Origin of the sequence: Anabaena sp. FACHB-1391, assembly GCF_014696755.1 — a bacterium.
GTDB classification, from domain to species: Bacteria; Cyanobacteriota; Cyanobacteriia; order Cyanobacteriales; family Nostocaceae; genus Dolichospermum; species Dolichospermum planctonicum.
In genome coordinates, this window is the sequence record NZ_JACJQS010000009.1 from 20,773 (window position 1) to 39,169 (window position 18,397).

At 38.5% G+C, this 18,397-nt stretch carries 18 protein-coding genes; 8 read left to right on the top strand and 10 right to left on the bottom strand.

All coding sequences use genetic code 11. The annotated features are described in order from the left end of the window. Positions 1 to 65 precede the first annotated feature (65 nt). The 6 genes from H6F62_RS06150 (at position 66) to H6F62_RS06175 (ending at position 5,039) form a co-directional block, all read left to right on the top strand. Positions 66 to 824 (top strand): ABC transporter ATP-binding protein, encoded by a 759-nt coding sequence (locus H6F62_RS06150; protein WP_137907696.1) that lies wholly within the window; start codon positions 66 to 68, stop codon positions 822 to 824. 2 nt (positions 825 to 826) lie between these two features. Further along, positions 827 to 1,561, top strand: a complete 735-nt coding sequence (locus tag H6F62_RS06155) for an ABC transporter ATP-binding protein (protein ID WP_028083902.1) — start codon at positions 827 to 829, stop codon at positions 1,559 to 1,561. Positions 1,562 to 1,607: 46 nt separating this feature from the next. Next, positions 1,608 to 2,099 carry a hypothetical protein gene (locus H6F62_RS06160; protein ID WP_137907695.1) on the top strand — a complete coding sequence of 164 codons (492 nt, stop codon included), beginning with the start codon at positions 1,608 to 1,610 and terminating at the stop codon, positions 2,097 to 2,099. A gap of 298 nt (positions 2,100 to 2,397) precedes the next feature. After that, a complete protein-coding gene (locus H6F62_RS06165) occupies positions 2,398 to 3,060 on the top strand; it encodes a pentapeptide repeat-containing protein (protein WP_137907694.1) in 663 nt (220 codons plus the stop codon). Positions 3,061 to 3,242: 182 nt separating this feature from the next. Then, complete coding sequence (locus tag H6F62_RS06170; protein ID WP_137907693.1) at positions 3,243 to 4,067, top strand: SDR family oxidoreductase; 825 nt, start codon at positions 3,243 to 3,245, stop codon at positions 4,065 to 4,067. 36 nt (positions 4,068 to 4,103) lie between these two features. Next, complete coding sequence (locus H6F62_RS06175; RefSeq protein ID WP_137907692.1) at positions 4,104 to 5,039, top strand: alpha/beta hydrolase; 936 nt, start codon at positions 4,104 to 4,106, stop codon at positions 5,037 to 5,039. Between the two features lie 62 nt (positions 5,040 to 5,101). Here the strand turns inward: H6F62_RS06175 and H6F62_RS06180 are convergent, their stop codons facing one another. The 8 genes from H6F62_RS06180 to H6F62_RS06215 all read right to left on the bottom strand — a co-directional run bounded on the left by H6F62_RS06180 (position 5,102) and on the right by H6F62_RS06215 (position 10,994). Then, positions 5,102 to 5,995 (bottom strand): bestrophin family ion channel, encoded by an 894-nt coding sequence (locus tag H6F62_RS06180; protein ID WP_190371587.1) that lies wholly within the window; start codon positions 5,993 to 5,995, stop codon positions 5,102 to 5,104. Positions 5,996 to 6,228: 233 nt separating this feature from the next. Further along, positions 6,229 to 6,636: a hypothetical protein gene (locus H6F62_RS06185; protein ID WP_190371588.1), complete on the bottom strand. Its 408-nt coding sequence runs from the start codon at positions 6,634 to 6,636 to the stop codon at positions 6,229 to 6,231. 47 nt (positions 6,637 to 6,683) lie between these two features. After that, entirely contained in the window at positions 6,684 to 6,944 is a 261-nt protein-coding gene (locus tag H6F62_RS06190; protein ID WP_028083909.1) for a MoaD/ThiS family protein, read from the bottom strand. Positions 6,945 to 6,966: 22 nt separating this feature from the next. Further along, entirely contained in the window at positions 6,967 to 7,566 is a 600-nt protein-coding gene (locus tag H6F62_RS06195) for a J domain-containing protein (RefSeq protein ID WP_190371589.1), read from the bottom strand. An 82-nt stretch (positions 7,567 to 7,648) separates the two neighbouring features. After that, entirely contained in the window at positions 7,649 to 8,242 is a 594-nt protein-coding gene (locus tag H6F62_RS06200; protein WP_137907687.1) for an ATP-dependent Clp protease proteolytic subunit, read from the bottom strand. A gap of 63 nt (positions 8,243 to 8,305) precedes the next feature. Next, positions 8,306 to 8,968 (bottom strand): ATP-dependent Clp protease proteolytic subunit, encoded by a 663-nt coding sequence (locus tag H6F62_RS06205; protein WP_228036471.1) that lies wholly within the window; start codon positions 8,966 to 8,968, stop codon positions 8,306 to 8,308. Positions 8,969 to 9,005: 37 nt separating this feature from the next. Next, positions 9,006 to 9,695 carry an ATP-dependent Clp protease proteolytic subunit gene (locus H6F62_RS06210; RefSeq protein ID WP_028083913.1) on the bottom strand — a complete coding sequence of 230 codons (690 nt, stop codon included), beginning with the start codon at positions 9,693 to 9,695 and terminating at the stop codon, positions 9,006 to 9,008. A 309-nt stretch (positions 9,696 to 10,004) separates the two neighbouring features. Beyond that, complete coding sequence (locus H6F62_RS06215) at positions 10,005 to 10,994, bottom strand: N-acetylmuramoyl-L-alanine amidase (RefSeq protein ID WP_137907686.1); 990 nt, start codon at positions 10,992 to 10,994, stop codon at positions 10,005 to 10,007. Positions 10,995 to 11,283: 289 nt separating this feature from the next. On the opposite strand from H6F62_RS06215, the gene bchH reads away from it, so the two are divergent. After that, on the top strand, positions 11,284 to 14,973 hold the full coding sequence (gene bchH / locus H6F62_RS06220) for a magnesium chelatase subunit H (RefSeq protein WP_137907733.1): 3,690 nt from the start codon (positions 11,284 to 11,286) through the stop codon (positions 14,971 to 14,973). A 135-nt stretch (positions 14,974 to 15,108) separates the two neighbouring features. Here bchH and H6F62_RS06225 read toward each other — a convergent pair whose 3' ends face one another. Continuing rightward, positions 15,109 to 15,480, bottom strand: a complete 372-nt coding sequence (locus H6F62_RS06225; RefSeq protein WP_137907685.1) for an NINE protein — start codon at positions 15,478 to 15,480, stop codon at positions 15,109 to 15,111. Between the two features lie 197 nt (positions 15,481 to 15,677). Here H6F62_RS06225 and H6F62_RS06230 point away from each other — a divergent pair, with 197 nt between their 5' ends. Further along, positions 15,678 to 16,001: a DUF1825 family protein gene (locus H6F62_RS06230; protein WP_137907684.1), complete on the top strand. Its 324-nt coding sequence runs from the start codon at positions 15,678 to 15,680 to the stop codon at positions 15,999 to 16,001. A 413-nt stretch (positions 16,002 to 16,414) separates the two neighbouring features. Here H6F62_RS06230 and H6F62_RS06235 read toward each other — a convergent pair whose 3' ends face one another. Beyond that, the gene (locus H6F62_RS06235; protein WP_190371590.1) at positions 16,415 to 18,337 is read right to left on the bottom strand and encodes a PBP1A family penicillin-binding protein; all 1,923 of its coding nucleotides are present in this window, start codon (positions 18,335 to 18,337) and stop codon (positions 16,415 to 16,417) included. Positions 18,338 to 18,397 lie beyond the last annotated feature (60 nt).

The following is an 18,397-nucleotide window of genomic DNA, read 5'->3' on the forward strand; positions in this document are numbered from 1 at the left end:
ATTTTCTCAAACAAACTTGACAATTTCACCTTTTTTGAATTTAAATTACATAAATCATAGTTAAGATGATGTTAACAGCAAAAGAATTAACCCGTCGTTTTGGTGGTGTAGTCGCAGTCAATAATCTATCTTTTTCTGTTAATCAGGGAGAGATTTTTGGCTTCATTGGACCTAACGGCGCTGGTAAAACTACACTATTTAATTTAATTACTGGTTTAATTCCTCCTTCTAGTGGTGAATTAATTTATCAAGGTCGAGTAATTTCTCAATTACCACCTCATCAAATTGCGGGTTTAGGAATTGCGAGAACATTTCAAAATATTCGCTTATTTGGGGAATTATCGGTATTAGATAATGTAATTATTGCCAGACATTTACACACTCACAGCAATATTATTACAGGAGTGTTAGGTTTACCATTAGCAGTCAAGGAGGAGGAAAACAGTAGACAAAAAGCCTTAGAATTATTAACATTAATTGGTTTAGATAATCGCACCGAAGAAAAAGCTAAAAATTTAGCCTATGGTGATCAACGTCGTCTAGAAATTGCCCGGGCTTTAGCTTTAGAACCGCAAATTTTACTTTTAGATGAACCTGCGGCCGGAATGAACCTTAACGAAAAACAGCAATTGAGTGAATTTATTCGAGATTTGCGCGATCGCTTTCATTTCACTATTATTATAATTGAACATCATGTACCATTAGTTATGGGATTGTGTGATCGGATTGCAGTTTTAGATTTTGGACAGTTAATAGCTTTGGATAAACCATCTCTGATTAGAAACAATCCAAAGGTAATTGCCGCTTATTTAGGGAATGAATGATAATGAACACAGATCAACATCAATTAACCAGGGAAATCATCTTAGATCTACAAGAAATCAATGTCAGTTATGGTGGTATTCAAGCCTTAAAAAAAGTTAATTTAACTATTAAAAAAGGTGAAGTAGTCACCCTAGTTGGTGCAAATGGTGCTGGTAAAACTACCACATTAAAAGCAATTTCTAAAATGCTAAATCCCCAAAGTGGAAATATTATTTATCAAGGACGAAATATCAATCGTCGTCAAGGCCATGAAATGTTAAAACTTGGTTTAGCCCATTGTCCAGAAGGGCGGAGAATTTTAGCCAAACAAACGGTTTTTGATAACTTAATGTTGGGGGCTTATGTGCGTGGAGATAAAAACATTAAAACAGATATTTCTCAGCAATTTGATCTATTTCCTCGGTTAGCACAAAGACGCAATCAATTAGCAGGAACTCTCAGCGGTGGAGAACAACAAATGTTAGCTATTGCACGGGCTTTAATGAGTAGACCAAAACTCTTACTTTTAGATGAACCCAGTTTAGGTTTAGCCCCTGGGATTGTTAAAGAAATTTTTACAATTATTCAGAATTTACGAACAACAGGAGTTACGATTTTATTAGTTGAACAAAATGCTAATTTAGCTTTGAAAATTGCAGACCGAGGCTATGTATTAGAAGCAGGTTCTATGATTTTAACAGGTGCAGCCTCAGATTTAATTAAAGATGAAAAAGTTAAACAGGCTTATTTAGGGTAGGGAATAGATAAGATCATAGGAAAGTTGAAAAAAGAGTAGTTTAATCATGGACAATTCCCCAATTAGATCAAAATCTTTAAACTTTCAAGAAGATTATCCATGTCCAGTATGTCGTATTGGTAAAATTTCGCAAATGCCAATGATGGAGGCTATGTGCTGTGATTTTTGCCACGAAATTCTTACGGTCAATTTGGAACTACAGCAAGTGAAAATGCCTTCTAGAGAACCACCATTAGTTTGGCATTGGAATGGATTTAAGTGGACTCAAGCTCAATTATTAGGTGTGGAATTAGGTTGGGGTTATAGTTTAGCTGCCATTGCTTTTGTCATTTTACCTACAACTTTGATAGGTATTACGGTATATTGTTTTCCCCCTGCGGCTGATGATTTTTTCACCTGGATTCCATTGATTTGGACAGTATTAACTTTTTTGTCGCACTTAGCAATTATTGTTTGGATTGTGATTGAGGTCTACCGCGTCCCCGTTGTAGCATATTTGCAAGCCATTGGTCGCTGGCGAAATGGATTGATCAGATAAGACTTTGTTTTTAAATGTTGTAGTTCATTGATTTTAAATACACTGGATCAAATTTTCGAGGATTCTCAAAAATTCTCACATTTCCCTGTTGACTCCTAAAGTCCGCAAAAATACTTTTTTTCCCAACCCTAAATAAGTTCAGGGCATTGCTGACGCTTCCTGGTACAATTTCCGCCAGTGGGTTGAATAGTTTGTTCAATTCCATGCCGATAGCAGCAGCAATCAATCGTTATACTGAACAAATGACTGCATAACCCATCATTTGTTCAATTATTATCTTCATCTTCACTAATATATCATGACGAGCGAATTGGAGCGGTACTACAGAATCTTGGAATTAGAGCCGGGGGCCACACTGGAAGAAATAAATCAGGCTTATAAAGATTTAGTGTTTGTTTGGCACCCAGACCGCCTCCCAAAAGACAATCTGCGTTTACAGCACAAAGCTCAGGAAAAGCTGAAATCATTGAATATGGCGCGGGATAAATTGCGCTCTTTAGGAGATAAACAGCCGCTTTCCCCTAATTCTCAACCAGATAAACCATCCAAAACTTACTCTTACTCACCAAAAACAACCTATCAACAACCACAGCCAAATTCAGATTTGAGTGGTAAAGATTTTAGTCGCGCTAACTTGAGTAATCGGGACTTATCAGGAAGAAACTTGAGTTATGCTAATTTAAGCAGGTCTAATCTCAGTGATACTTTTATGCACAAAGTGATTTTGAGAGGTGCGAATTTGTCAGAAGCCAATTTATTTAGAGCTAACTTACTTTTAGCAGATTTAAGAGAGGCAAATTTACGCTCGGCAAATTTGGTTGGTGCGGATTTCAGCGGGGCTGATTTGCGGGGCGCTGATTTGACAGGGGCAAGAATTCGTTCTGGCGATCGCTTGCTGGTAAAATTAATTGGTGCTAACTTAGCCGGAGCGATCATGCCAGATGGTACAATTCATACCTAAAATCAAATCTAGTCGCTAAAAAGCAAAAAACCAAGTCAACCTACCGTTATAGATATGAATAGGCAGAAATAAAAAGTTAACCTAATAGCCATTAGTTAAAAACTTGCATATTCCTGTACTATTTGATTATTAACTGGTAATTCTTAAAAATAGTTGAATTTATTTTAGTTCTATTAAACATCATGAATATTGCAATCATCGGTTGTGGTTACGTAGGTTATGCAGTTGGCAAATATTGGCAGTCAAACAGTAATTTTCTGCTGACTGTCACCACAACTAGCCCAGAACGTATACCAGTTTTAGAAACAATTGCACCCAAAGTTATTGTCACTCCAGGTAACGATTTAGTAGGGTTAAAAGCCGTATTAAAAAATCAGAATGTTGTCTTATTAAGTGTAGGGGCAAAAAACGCCGATTCCTATGAAGAAACCTATGTAGAAACTGCTAAAAATCTAGTTTCTCTACTTCCCAAATTTCCTAATGTTCGTCAAGTAATATATACAGGTAGTTATTCAATTTATGGAGATAGAAATGGCGTATGGGTAGACGAAGAAAGTCCACCAGCACCAGCTAATCGCAATTCTCAACTGCTACGAAAAACAGAAGACATATTATTATCAGCAAATAATGAAAATACCCGCGTGTGTATTTTACGTTTAGGCGGTATTTATGGACCCGGTAGAGAATTGGTAAAAATATTTGCTAGAGCCGCAGGAACAACCCGCGCTGGTAATGGCGAAGATATCACCAATTGGATTCACCTTGATGATATAGTTGGTACTATAGAATTTGCCCGTGAACATCGCTTAGAAGGTATTTATAATCTTGTTGATGATAGTCATCTCACGAATAAAGAATTACTTGATAATCTGATGACAAAAAATAATTTACCTAATGTTATTTGGGATGCAAATAATAAAAATATCCGCCCCTATAATGCCTGGGTATCCAATCAAAAACTTAAAGATGCTGGTTATCAATTTATTCATCCCCGCATCATTTTTTAGCAATTCTTAAAACTCCCCCTATAAAAACTTAAAATTATGTCCTTATCTAAATCTAAAACAGCATCTCCTACCCAATATTATCTGTGGCAAAATTACCGCTGTGCTTACGAAATTCATCAACCGCTCAATTCTCCAGCAACGGGTATTCCTTTACTGTTAATTCATCCCATAGGAGTAGGATTATCACGGCAATTTTGGCAGCGATTCTGCCGAGAATGGTATGATAAAAATCACCAAAATCCTATTTACAATCCCGATTTACTGGGTTGTGGTGAAAGTGATATGCCACCTCTAGCACACAAACCAATTAACTGGGCAAAACAGTTACAATACTTCTTGCAAACTGTGGTCAAAAAACCTGTTATTATAGTAGTGCAAGGGGCTTTATTACCAGTTGCTATTGAATTAGTCAAACTGGAAAAAGAATTAATTGCTGGGTTAGTATTTTCTGATCCTACATCTTGGCCAGTAATTACTAAAAACGCCCCTAAATGGCAACAAAATCTACTTTGGAGCATTTTTACATCCCCCATAGGTAATGCTTTTTTCCGCTATGCTCGCACCCGTAAGTTTTTGTATTCTTTCTCGGTGGAAAAATTGTTTGCTGCTAGTGAAAATGTTGATGATGAATGGTTAAATATGCTAGAAGCAGATGCTAAAAATATCAATGGACGTTATGCCGTATTTGCTTTTTTAGCGAGGTTTTGGCAAAGAGATTACAGTAGTGATATTGCTGCAATTCCCTATCCTACATTGTTAGTTATGGGACAAAACTCCCTGGGTATTAGTAAAGAAAGCAAACAAGAAAGTCCAGATCAAAGATTAGCGCATTATCTCAATTGTGTATCTCAAAGTCAGGGAATAAAAATAACTGGTAAAAATGTTATGCCCTATGAATCTACTCAGGCATTTGTTGAGGGAGTATCTCCGTTTATAATCAAACTCACAGAATCAAATTTTGAGAATCATTAACCGCAGATTAACGCAGATAAAAACTGATAAAAACTGATAAATTACAGCAGTTTCCCATCTGATTATGATTTTTGCACACTAGGAGTTAAGCTGATGATATCATCAATATTCCGTTTCATAGTTTTGCAAATTGCGTCTAAAGGTAAGTCATTTTCATCATAACCAAAGGGGTTTTCAATTTCTAAACCAATGGCTTCAATACCGAATAAGGTAAAACTGACTAAAGCAGAAATTAACCCAGTCCACCAACCCAAACTCTCTACTATTTGAAATGGCAAAAGGAAGCAGTATAAGAACAATAATTGTTTAAGGTGAATAGCATAAGCAAGGGGCATGGGTGTTTTTAAAATTCGTTCACACGCACCTAAATTATCTACCAAAATATTCAACAATTCTTGCAAAGAAGCCATTTGATAACTATTGAGACAATTACGATTATACTGCTGTTGTAAATAATCACTAATCCAAAAAGCAATTTCTAAAGGAGGATTATTAATAATCTTTAATTTGATATATTTAGATTCGGGTATTAATGCTTCTAAATCACTATTGATAGGTTCACTTCGTAAATGCAATTTTGTCGCTATTCCAAAAGCTACCAGTAAATTTAAAGCATCAATTTTATTATCTTTATCTTCCGGTCGTTTTTCATCAATACATACCCAGATTTGTCGGGCTAAATTGCGGATAGTATTAACCATTGAACCCCAGCATTTTCTCCCTTCCCAAAAACGTTCATAAGCTGTATTTGTCCGAAATACTAATAATAAACCTAAGACTATACTAGGAATAACACTAGCTAAAATGGGTTGAGAAACCGGGACTTTACTATAATAAAGTAGAGAAACTAATACTCCAAAAGCCCCAGTTAAAATCACCCGTTGATAAATAGCAGTAATTACTGAACCTTTGATTTGGAAAGCAGTTTTAAACCATTGCGGTTTTTGAATTACCATAAAATCCTTCTGGAGATGCAATCTTGAAATATAATATATAGGCAATCTTGAAAACTGCCAATACCTAATTAGTGTTTTTTTGTAATTTATATCTATTGATAGAGGTTTAATCTATCATGGCTTGGGAATTTTGGATTATAGCGGTCGTAAATTTATTCATACTCTCCTGAGAAGCCCACACAGTCAGTGACGAATTTATTAACTATTATCCAAAAATACCGAACTTTTAACGTTTAAAGAATTAAGTAACTTTTGCCTTTTATTTGAGGATATTGAGAGTTTTTTTCTGGTATTAATAACCGCCAACTTTTACCTTCTTTCTGAATTTGCAGATAAACTTCAAAGGGTTTTTGCACTTGTTTAAAACTGCGTTTTGGCAATTTCACAGTCAGGTCATAATTTCCCTGTACCCGGTAAGCTGGTAAGTTTCCAATGGTCAACGGTTGTTGTTGAGTAATAGATATCCGCTGAATATCAAATTTTTGCAAGTTTAAATCTAGCTGTTGGTTAAGTTGCTGTTGGGTTTGTTCTAGCTGGAATGCGATCGCTTTTTGCACTAATTCTGGTGTTGGTAATAAGGCAATACTAGTACAACCTGTCAGGAAAATTATTAAAATAGCTGTAAAAATTAACTTAATCATATTTAATGATATGTAATTTATTTTTAATGTATTTGAATATGTCCTTATTAACCACCATTCACCGGCGGAATTAAAACCACTTCGTCACCATTTTGAAGAATGGTATCTGCTTCCACAAATTGTAAATTAACACCAAAGCGAGTTATTTGACTCCACTGCGTCAGTTCTGGATGTTCAGTAATTAAGCGATCGCATACCGACTTAACTATTGTACCATCAGGAAAATCCCAGATCAATTCAGAGACTCCATAGGCTTCTTGATAAGCAGCAAATAACTTAACGGTGATAGTAATCACAGATTTAGACATATAATTTTTCCATGGCCATTACCTAAACTCCCAAACGCTGAAAATCCTGCTGAACTTCAGACCATAAAGCTTTATTGTCTGGGTCGGTTTTTAAGGCTTTTTTCAGATAAATTCTGGCTTTTGGGAATTGTTTTTCTGTAATTAAAGCTCGTCCCCAGATTTGATAAGCGATCGCTAACCATTGACGTACTTCTACATCTGCTGGTAAACGTGCCAGTAAAGCTTCCGCTAAAGCGATCGCTTGGGGAAAACGTCTTGCTTGTAAAAACCGCTGTAATTGTTCATACGTCTTCCATTTTAACCGTTGTTCGATATCCTGCAAATTTGCTGGGTGAGATGTAACTTTGATATTTGCTGTTGTTACCTGCGTTTTCACTTCTGAAAAACCAGAAACCTGAGTTTTCAGGTCATGAGACTGTGGCTTAATTTCCTCTGGTGATAAGATCATTTGCAGGAACTTATAAGCCTCATTCACTGCAATAAATTTATCTTTTGCTTTGAGATCATCTGGATTAATATCAGGATGATATTGCTGTACCAATCGGCGATAGGACGCTTTCACATCCGCAAAAGAAGCTCCCGACCTTAAACCCAATAAACGATAGCAATCTTGAAGATCCATGTTGGCTTAACTCCAATTCAAAATTCAAAATTCAAAATTCAAATGAACTTTACATCTTGAATTTTGAATTATTTCCTACTATCTAAATACGTTCTTCAATCACCCGATCAATTAAACCATATTCCTGAGCTTCTTGAGCAGACATAAAAAAGTCACGATTCATATCTTTCTCAATTTTCTCTAAAGTTTGACCAGTCTTATCAACATAAATTTGATTTAATTGGTGACGTAGCCGTAAAATCTCCCTAGCTTCGATTTCGATATCAGAAGCTTGTCCACGAGTACCACCGGAAGGTTGATGAATCATAATCCGGGAGTGAGGTAAAGCCATGCGTTTACCTTTAGTTCCCGCAGCCAAAAGAAAAGACCCCATGGACGCAGCCAAACCGACACAAATTGTCACTACCTCAGATTTGATGTGCTGCATTGTGTCGTAAATCGCCAAACCTGCTGTTACAGAACCACCGGGAGAATTGATATACAAATAAATTGGCTTACTCTGATCCTCGGAATCTAAATAAAGTAAGTAAGCGACAATGGCATTAGCAATACCATCATCTACTTCTTCTGTCAAGAAAATAATCCGCTCCCGAAATAGACGATCTTCGAGATCGATCCATTGTTCGTAGCTGCTACCAGGGAGACGATAGGGAACTTTGGGAATACCAATAGGCATAGGACAATTTTAGTAGAGACTATGAAGATAGAACTGTAGATTTTCCGTAATTGTCAATTGAGATCAAACTGGAAGAGATTTTGCTAAATTCTTGGTACTTTCCAGCACCCGATCAATTATTCCGTATTCCTGTGCTTCCTGGGGAGTCATATAGAAAATACGTTCACTATCTTTCGAGATTTTTTCGGCTGTTTGTCCCGTATTTTGGCAAAAAATATCAATAATCACCGATTTTTTCAGCAAAACTTCTTCAGCGTTAACTTGAATATCGGTTGCTTGACCGCGAGTAGCCACACTAAACTGAGTCAGGGCGATATTCGCATGAGGTAAACTAAATCTTTTGCCTTTCCTTCCCGATGATAAAATTAAGGCGGCCATACCCACGGCTTGACCTAAGCAGATAGTGACAATTTCTGACTTAATGTACTGTATTGTGTCGTAGATTGCCAAACAGGCCTTAATTGACATCATACCAGCGGTTTCATCCATACCAGCTAGGACAGGATCACCGAGAGAATTGATATAAAGGTAGATGGGTTTAGTTTGATCCTCTGACTCCAGATACAGTATTGAGGAAACGAGGGAATTGGCCACATTGGTAGTAAGTGGCTGGTTCAAGAAAAGAATGCGTTCCTGAGCCATGCGTTGACCAATACTAACCCATTGCCACTGATTACTACCAGGAATGTTATAAGGTACTCGAAGTGCTGAATCAACAGGCATCATGGATAATTAGAAGAAATAAGGGATGATTGTAAATAAGTTAAGCAATTACTGGTAAAGGTTTGGGTAGATCCTTCATGCTTTCTAAAACACGGTCAATTAATCCGTATTCTTTAGCTTGTTGGGGAGTTAAATAAAACATTCGCTCAGTATCCTTGGCAATTTTTTCGGGGGGCTGTCCAGTATTTTTCGAGAAAATATCCAGGATAGCTGTTTTGTTTGCTAACACTTCCTTAGCGTAAATTTGAATATCTGTTGCTTGACCCCTCGTACCACTGCGAGGTTGATTGAGGACAATAGTGGCATGAGGTAAACTAGCTCTATGGCCTTTAGTTCCCGCTGATAGAATCAGCGCTGCTGTTCCCAAAGCTTGACCAATGCAAATTGTATGTACAGGGGTCTTGATATAATTAATGGTATCACAAATGGCAAAGGCTTCCGTCTCATAACCAATGGCATCACCTGTGTACCAAGATGTACCCGTAGAATTGATGTAAAAGAAGATCGGCTTGTCTGGGTTGTCAAATTTCAGATAGAGTAACTGAGCAATAATCAGCTTTGTTACATCAACACCCATTTGACGCTTGTATTCGTCTGCTGAAACTAAAGGCATTCCCAGATAGACAATTCGCTCTTTTAACAGTAGAGAAGGCAAATCTGGCGGCGGTGTGCGGAAGGAACTGTCGCCGTAGTAAGAAGCTTGAACTGCCTTGATGGGGGAATTTTCCATAATTAACTGATAGTCTGAGATGATGCCGTTAATGTATTACATCCTAGCGCGACGCTTACCTGATTTTGGGTGCGGATTTCTCGCTGATGATGAATAAGTCTATATTTTAGGATATTACATTCTAACTCAAGTTGGTTCAAAAAATACAGTCTATTTTAGATAATTCAGGAGTCATAAGACTTACGTACAAGTCACGAAAGGATAAACCACGAAGGAATCTTCAGGAAACGAAGGCAAGAGAGTTGCCAGCAGGTAAAAACTCAGATCCCCGACTTCTTAAAGAGGTCGGGAATCTATAAAAAGTTGATACTAATTTATCAATTTCTGCCAACTCATTGACCCAACAATACCATCAGCAGTTAAACCGTTTTGCTGTTGAAATTTCTTGATTGCTGCTTCTGTTTTTGGACCATAAATACCATCAGGATCAGCACCTACACGGTATTGCAAATATTTAATAATCACACCACTGGCATGAGTTCCTTGAATCACCCGTTTAGCTAATATTTGATTAATAGCATCCCAGGTGGTATTACCCGCTATTCCCGTTGGTAAAACTCCCACAATTCTCTGGAATTTTTCTATTGCCGAAGATGTCGCCGGTCCCATGCTATTATCTTCTGTTAAGGGGCGATTATTTTTATCTGTAATTTTCAGACGATTTAAACTCTGTTGTAGTCTCAGAATGCTCTTATCTTTATTCTGTTCTTCATCTATCACAGAATTTGCAGGAGCATTAGGAACAGGATTTACAGGTACATTAGGAACAGGATTTGCAGGAGTATTTGCTGCTTTACCTGTTAACCCAGCAACTATGGCGTTGGCCATTGCTTCACCATCATATATTTGCATATCTTTGGCAGAATCAATGAAGCAACCCTCTATAAGAATTCCCGGCATATTTGTTCTTCTAAGAACATACAAGTGAGAACCACTTTTAACACCACGATTAAAAAAGCCTAATTTGACAATTTCATCTAATACTTTTTGGGCAACTTTTCTGCCACCGTCGCTAATCGCAAATACTTCAGTCCCATTGGCTTGACCATTAAAGGCATTAAAATGAATAGATACAAAAAAATCTACTCGGTTATTATTGGCTTTATCACAGCGGCTACCTAAAGAACGATTTACTGTACTGGCGCTATTGGGTTTACAGGGAATGACTGTATGTCCTAAACTTTCTAATTTATCTATAACCTTATTGCCTACCTCCATTGTTAACCTATCTTCCGATCTTATGCCGCTTGCACCACTATCGGGTGGGCAGTTGTGACCAATGTCAATGCCGTATTTCATTTGTATCTCCTTGAGTAACTTTACTGGTATTTCAATGATCCACTACTTGTTAATGTATTTCCAAAAAGGATAGATATGATTTTAATCTGCTATATAAAACCTAGACAAGTCTAAAGATTTATTTCTTACTTCAATGGGAGCATGGGAGCGGTTATCCCTCAGTAAGCTTTCACGCTTTAGCCAAACGCGATCAATTAATTGCTTTAGGTAGAGATTCCGTTTCAAACCCCCATTAATCCCCAAAAATGTTTAAGATTAAGGTAAAGAAATATTTCGTAGCCAAAGCATGATGAAACGCATTGTCTTAATTGCTGGATTTGAATCCTTTAACGCGGACTTATACCGAACAGCGGCTAGTTTAGCTAGTTCTCGCTGTCCAGATTTGGATATTCGAGTTTTCAGCGATCGCAATATTACCACAAACAGCACCGAAGTAGAAACAGCACTTAAAAATGCAGATGTCTTCTTTGGTAGTTTAATCTTTGATTATGACCAAGTTATGTGGTTGCGGGAGCGTATCGTTAATATTCCCATTCGTCTCATTTTCGAGTCAGCACTAGAATTAATTAGTTTAACGAAAATCGGTGCATTTGCTATCGGTGACAAACCCGCAGGAATGCCTAAACCGATTAAATTCATTCTTGATAAATTCACTAATGGTAAAGAAGAAGACAAACTTGCCGGTTATATCAGTTTCCTGAAAATCGGACCTAAGTTATTAAAATTTATCCCAGTCCAAAAAGTCCAAGACCTACGCAACTGGTTAATTATCTATGGTTATTGGAACGCCGGCGGTTCAGAAAATGTCGCTTCCTTATTTTGGACAATTGCAGAAAAATACTTAGATTTAAAAGTTGGAGATATACCACCACCCACGGAAACTCCCAACATGGGCTTATTACATCCCGACTATCCAGGTTTTTTTACCTCACCCCGTGAGTATTTACAATGGTATCTTGTAGGGCGAGTGTCTCACCTGCCTAAGAAAGGCGGGCAAGATGTCCACCCCACAAAGCCAGTTATTGGTATTCTACTTTACAGAAAGCACGTAATCACCAAACTGCCCTATATTCCCCAACTGATACGGCATTTTGAAAAAACAGGGTTAATCCCCCTACCCATCTTTATCAACGGTGTAGAAGGTCACGTAGCCGTCAGAGATTGGATGACCAGCGACTACGAAACCCAACAGCGTCAACAAGGTAATCTGGAAACGCCTTCACTTTCCTCAGAAGCGGTAAAAATTAATGCCATAGTTTCTACCATCGGTTTTCCCCTGGTTGGTGGTCCTGCGGGTTCTATGGAAGCGGGAAGACAGGTGGAAGTAGCTAAACGCATTCTCTCAGCCAAAAATGTCCCTTATATCGTCGCAGCACCGTTATTAATTCAAGATATTTATTCTTGGACACGCCAAGGTGTGGGCGGTTTGCAAAGCGTTGTCTTATATGCCTTACCAGAATTAGATGGTGCAATTGATACAATTCCCCTGGGTGGTTTAGTCGGTGAACAAATTTATTTGATTCCTGAAAGAATACAGCGTTTAACTAATAGAGTCAAAAGCTGGGTTTCCCTGGGACAAAAACCTATTTCTGCGCGAAAAATTGCCATTATTTTATATGGTTTTCCCCCCGGTTATGGTGCGGTGGGAACTGCTGCATTATTAAACGTTCCCCGCAGTTTAATTAAATTACTAAATGCACTCAAAGCACAGGGTTATACAGTTGGTGATATTCCCGAAGACGGAGAAGAATTAATTCGACAAATTAAAGCAGCAGATGAAATTAATCCCTTAGTAGAAAATAATAAAAAAGATCTGACAACGGTGAATGCTAAAACATTAGAAAAATGGTTAGGCTATCTGTTGACATCTCGCATAGAAAAACAATGGAAATACCTCACCGGTAGCGGCATTAAAACTTATGGTGATGAGTTTAATATTGGTGGTGTGCAATTAGGTAACATCTGGATAGGTGTCCAGCCACCTTTGGGTATTCAAGGAGATCCCATGCGGTTAATGTTTGAAAGAGACCTCACCCCCCACCCTCAATATGCAGCTTATTATAAATGGTTACAAAATGATTTTCAAGCTGATGCTGTTGTCCATTTTGGAATGCACGGAACTGTAGAATGGTTGCCAGGTTCACCCTTAGGAAATACCGGCTATTCCTGGTCTGATATTCTTTTAGGAAATCTGCCAAATCTCTATATCTACGCAGCAAATAATCCTTCAGAATCAATATTAGCTAAACGTCGCGGTTATGGGGTGTTAATCTCTCATAATGTTCCTCCCTATGGCCGCGCTGGTTTATATAAGGAGTTGGTAAATTTACGGGATTTAATTGCAGAATACCGCGAAGATCCAGCCAAGAATTATCTGCTAAAGGAAGGAATTTGTAAAAAGATTGTTGATACTGGTTTGGAGGTGGATTGTCCTTTTGATGATGCGAAAAACTTGGGGATTCCTTTTACACCGGAAAATGTGAGAATGTTCAGCAATCACGCTTTTGATCATTATTTGGTAAAGTTATATGAGTATTTGCAAGTTCTGGAAAATCGTCTTTTTTCCTCTGGTTTACATACTTTAGGTGCAGCACCAAGTCAGGAGGAGTTAACTGGTTATTTGGATGCTTATTTTGGAAACGAACCACAGAGGCACAGAGAACACGGAGAGGAGGAGGAAATTACAAGGTTATTAAATCAATCTACTGATGAGTTAACTAATCTTTTAAGGGGTTTAAATGGTGAGTTTATTCTTCCCGCACCTGGTGGGGATTTGTTACGAGATGGTGCTGGTGTTTTACCGACGGGAAGGAATATTCACGCTTTAGATCCCTATCGTATGCCTTCTCCAGCCGCTTTTGCACGGGGTAAGGAAATTGCTCAGAAAATTATTTCTCAGTCTTTGAGTGAAAATAAGAAATATCCTGAAACTGTGGCGGTTTTATTATGGGGTTTGGATGCTATTAAAACTAAGGGTGAATCTTTGGGGATTCTCTTGGAATTGGTGGGCGCTGAACCTGTGAAGGAGGGAACTGGAAGAATTGTTAGATATGATTTAAAACCTCTTGCTGAGGTGGGACATCCCCGCATTGATGTGTTAGCAAATCTATCGGGTATTTTTCGGGATAGTTTTGTGAATATTATTGAGTTGTTGGATGATTTGTTTCAACGTGCTGCGGAAATTGATGAACCAGAAGACATGAATTTTATTAGAAAACACGCTTTGGCTTTAAAAGCTCAAGGTGTGGAAAATTATTCGGCTAGATTGTTCTCTAACCCTGCCGGTGATTTCGGTTCTTTGGTTAATGATAGAGTAGTTGATGGTAATTGGGAGTCTGGGGAAGATTTGGGGAATACTTGGGAAAGTCGTAATGTCTTTAGTTATGGGAGAAATGATAAGGGACAAGCTAGACCAGAGGTATTACAAACTTTGTTGAAAACTAGCGATCGCATTGTTCAAGAAATAGATTCGGTAGAATATGGTTTAACTGATATTCAGGAATATTATGCCAATACGGGCGGTTTGAAAAAGGCCGCTGAAAAACAAAGTGGTAAAAAGGTACAAGCCAGTTTTGTGGAAAGTTTTTCTAAAGATACCACACCCCGCAATTTAGATGATTTATTACGCATGGAATACAGAACTAAGTTATTAAATCCTAAATGGGCTGACGCAATGGCTAATCAAGGTTCTGGTGGCGCTTTTGAAATTTCTCAACGCATGACGGCGTTAATTGGTTGGGGTGGAACTGCTGATTTTCAAGATGATTGGGTTTATGATCAAGCCGCGGATACTTATGCTTTAGATCCAGAAATGGCGGAAAAATTACGTAAAGCAAATCCTGAAGCTTTTAAGAATATTTTGGGGAGAATGTTGGAAGCGTCAGGACGCGGTTTATGGCAAGCTGATGGAGATAAATTAGATCAATTGCGAAAATTGTATGATTTAACTGATCAGGAATTGGAAGGTGTTAAGGTATAAATTTAACTCTCTTCTATTTGTAGCAATGGTCAGATTTTCAAAAATCCCAAAGCTTACCGTCGTAAAAGTAAGGTCTTGAAACATTTACGACGTATTTCTACTTTTCTAAAAATTATTTATTCCACTACAGCCTATCTAAATCTGATCTAACATCCGGCGGCGTTTTTGCTCAAACTCATACTCAGAAACTAATCCTTCTTGACGAAGTGCGTCCAACTCCCGCAAAGCATTAGCTACTGATTCTACTTGATTACTCTGAGGAGGTGTTACCTGACCTTGACTTTTACCCAAATTAAAATGACGATCAAAAGTCTCTTGATCTTGAGTTAAATACCAAACCCACTCAATAGCACTAGCTACCTTGGGAATAGGTGTCCAAGATAATAAAACATACACTATTCCCCAAAGTGGTTGCCCCAAGTAGAACTTATGCAAGCCTGGAATCGTTATTGTCCCAGAAAAGGCTAAAATAGCCGCAATAATCCGGTTTTTTTCCTTAATTAACATGATCTCATCCTAATATAATTTGTGGGATAATTTGTCAAGTTACTTCCAAAGCTCAGAAAACAAGTAGTGAAATTTCGGTAAAAAACCCTACTTTAACCAACCTAGTTTTTATATATGAATCTTCTACACTAAAATTAAGGTGTAGAGCCAAAATTTCCACCTACTGGACTAATAGTAATCATTTAAATTAAAGGAAAATGGGATTCTTCGACTCGGAAATAGTGCAGCAAGAGGCCAAGCAGTTGTTTGAAGACTATCAAGCACTGATTCAACTTGGCAACAGCTACGGCAAATTTGACCGTGAGGGCAAGAAATTGTTTATTGAGCAAATGGAATCTATGATGGACAGATATCGCGTCTTTATGAAGCGTTTCGAGCTATCAGAGGATTTCATGGCCCAAATGACTATACAGCAGCTAAAAACTCAATTAGGTCAGTTTGGTGTAACTCCACAACAAATGTTTGAGCAAATGAATGTCACACTAGAAAGGATGAAAGCGGACTTGGAAAAAACAAAATGACCATTATATAGGTAATGGGTAATGGGTAATGGGTAATGGGTAATGGGTAATGGGTAATGGGTAATGGGTAACAATAATTTCCCATCACCACTGTCAACTGTCAACTGTCAACTGTCACCTGTCAACTGTCACCTGTCACCTGTCACCTGTCAACTGTCAACTGTCACCTGTCACCTGTCACCTGTCAACTGTCAACTGTCAACTGTCAACTGTCAACTGTCAACTGTCACCTGTCAACTGTCAACTGTCAACTGTCAACTGTCAACTGTCAACTGTCAACTGTCACCTGTCAACTGTCAACTGTCAACTGTCAACTGTCAACTGTCAACTGTCAACTGTCAACTGTCAACTGTCAACTGTCAACTGTCAACTGTCAACTGTCAACTGTCAACTGTCACCTGTCAACTAACCTATTAATTTGACTTAGGACGTGGAAACTGAGAGGGGGACTTAAACTTCTCTACAGGCACATCCTTAAGTGCTTTCATCATAAAATCGCGCCAAATAGGGGCTACCATTACCCCACCAGTTGCTCCACGTGCTAATTGTCTGCTGTCGTCCCTACCTACCCAGACCGCAGTAGTTAGTTGCGGCACAGTACCCACAAACCAAATATCCTTTTCTGAGGATGTAGTTCCTGTTTTCCCAGCGGCTGGTCTGTTTATGGCGGCATTTTTACCCGTGCCTTCAGTAATTACCGAAGTCATAATATCAATGGTCGCCGCTGATGCCCAAGAATCGAGAACTTGTTTAGGTTTAGGTGTATTATCGAGAATGACATTACCAGCACTATCTGTAATGCGGACAATTACGGTAGGTGGTGATTGCCAGCCATAATTAGCAAAGGTAGCATAAGCACTAGCCATTTCTAGGGGAGTGACACCAATAGCACCCAAAGGTAAAGAGGTAACGGGTTCCATTGGACTCATAATACCCAAAGTCCGGCAGGTTTCAACGACTTTATTCATTCCCACTGCTTTACCAAGTTTAATCACTGGGATATTCCGAGAAGTGGCTAGGGCTGTGCGAATTGACATTGCTCCAGCAAAACTACCATCATAGTTTTTTGGGTAGTACCAACCATTACCATCTTGATAACCCACTGGAGCATCTATGACTGTGGTATCTGGTGCATATTTACCAGTAGCAAAGGCAGCATAGTAAACAAAAGGCTTAAAGGAAGAACCCGGTTGACGTTGCGCTTGGGTGGCTCGGTTAAATTCACTGGTTTTATAATCTACACCACCAACTAGAGCTTTCACAAAATGCGTCCGAGGATCAATTGCTACCAAGGCCATTTGATTCTTAGATAACCCTTGGGACTGAAGCTTTTCGTGCCATTCTTTGATGGTTTCTTCGGCCATGGCTTGGAATTTAGCATCAACAGTAGTTTGTACGCGCATTCCCCCTTTGAGCAGGGCTTCCCGGCCAAATTTTTTCGCCAACTCCTGGGCTACAGTATTGGTAATGTAAGGTAAGGCGCTACCTTGAAAAGACCTGATTTTGCCAAGTTTAATTTCTTGCTTGAGGGCATCATCCCGTTCTTTTTGGGTAATCCAATTTAACTCTATCATCCGCCCCAAAACTTCTTTTTGTTTCTGTTTGGCCATTTTCATGCTGGCAAAAGGGCTAAACTCTTCTGGTGCTTGAATTAAACCAGCCATCATGGCTGATTCACCTAAAGTTAAATATTCTGCTGATTTGTTAAAATAACTGCGGGCTGCTGTTTGCACACCGTAGTTGTTATGACCCCAATAAACTTGATTGAGGTACATTTCCAGAATTTCGTCTTTACTGAGAATTTGCTCTAAACGAATTGCTAGTACAGCCTCGGCTAATTTCCGCGTAAAAGCCCGTTTTTGAGACAAAAACAGGTTTTTCACCAATTGCATGGTGATGGTAGAACCACCTTCTTTGACACCACCTGCTACCATGTTGACTACCACAGCACGGCCAACTCCACTAGGATTAATCCCATGATGATCGTAAAAGTGACCATCTTCACTGGCCAAAACTGCGCGTTTGAGGTTGGGGGAAATTCTATCCAATGGTACTACTTCTCGGTTGGCTTCTCCGTGGATACTGGTTAAAAGTTTACCTTTTATATCGTATATGTAAGTTGTTTCTGAAGGAAAAAAGTTTTTAATTTGTCTAACATCTGGTAAATTACGGAAACTAATGGCTAAACCAACTAGTGTCCCCGCTATAATGGAGCTTGATAGGAGTGTTATGAATAGGAGAGTACCCCCAGTTATCTGACCGACTCCTTTAAAAAACTCAAATCCAGATGAATCCTGCTGTTGTGGTTGTTTGTTTTCAAAAGTCCTAGAAGACACGGCTATCTCACTTCCTCACTGGTAAATTTAAATGTAATTCATTAAATGGCAAAAGACGGT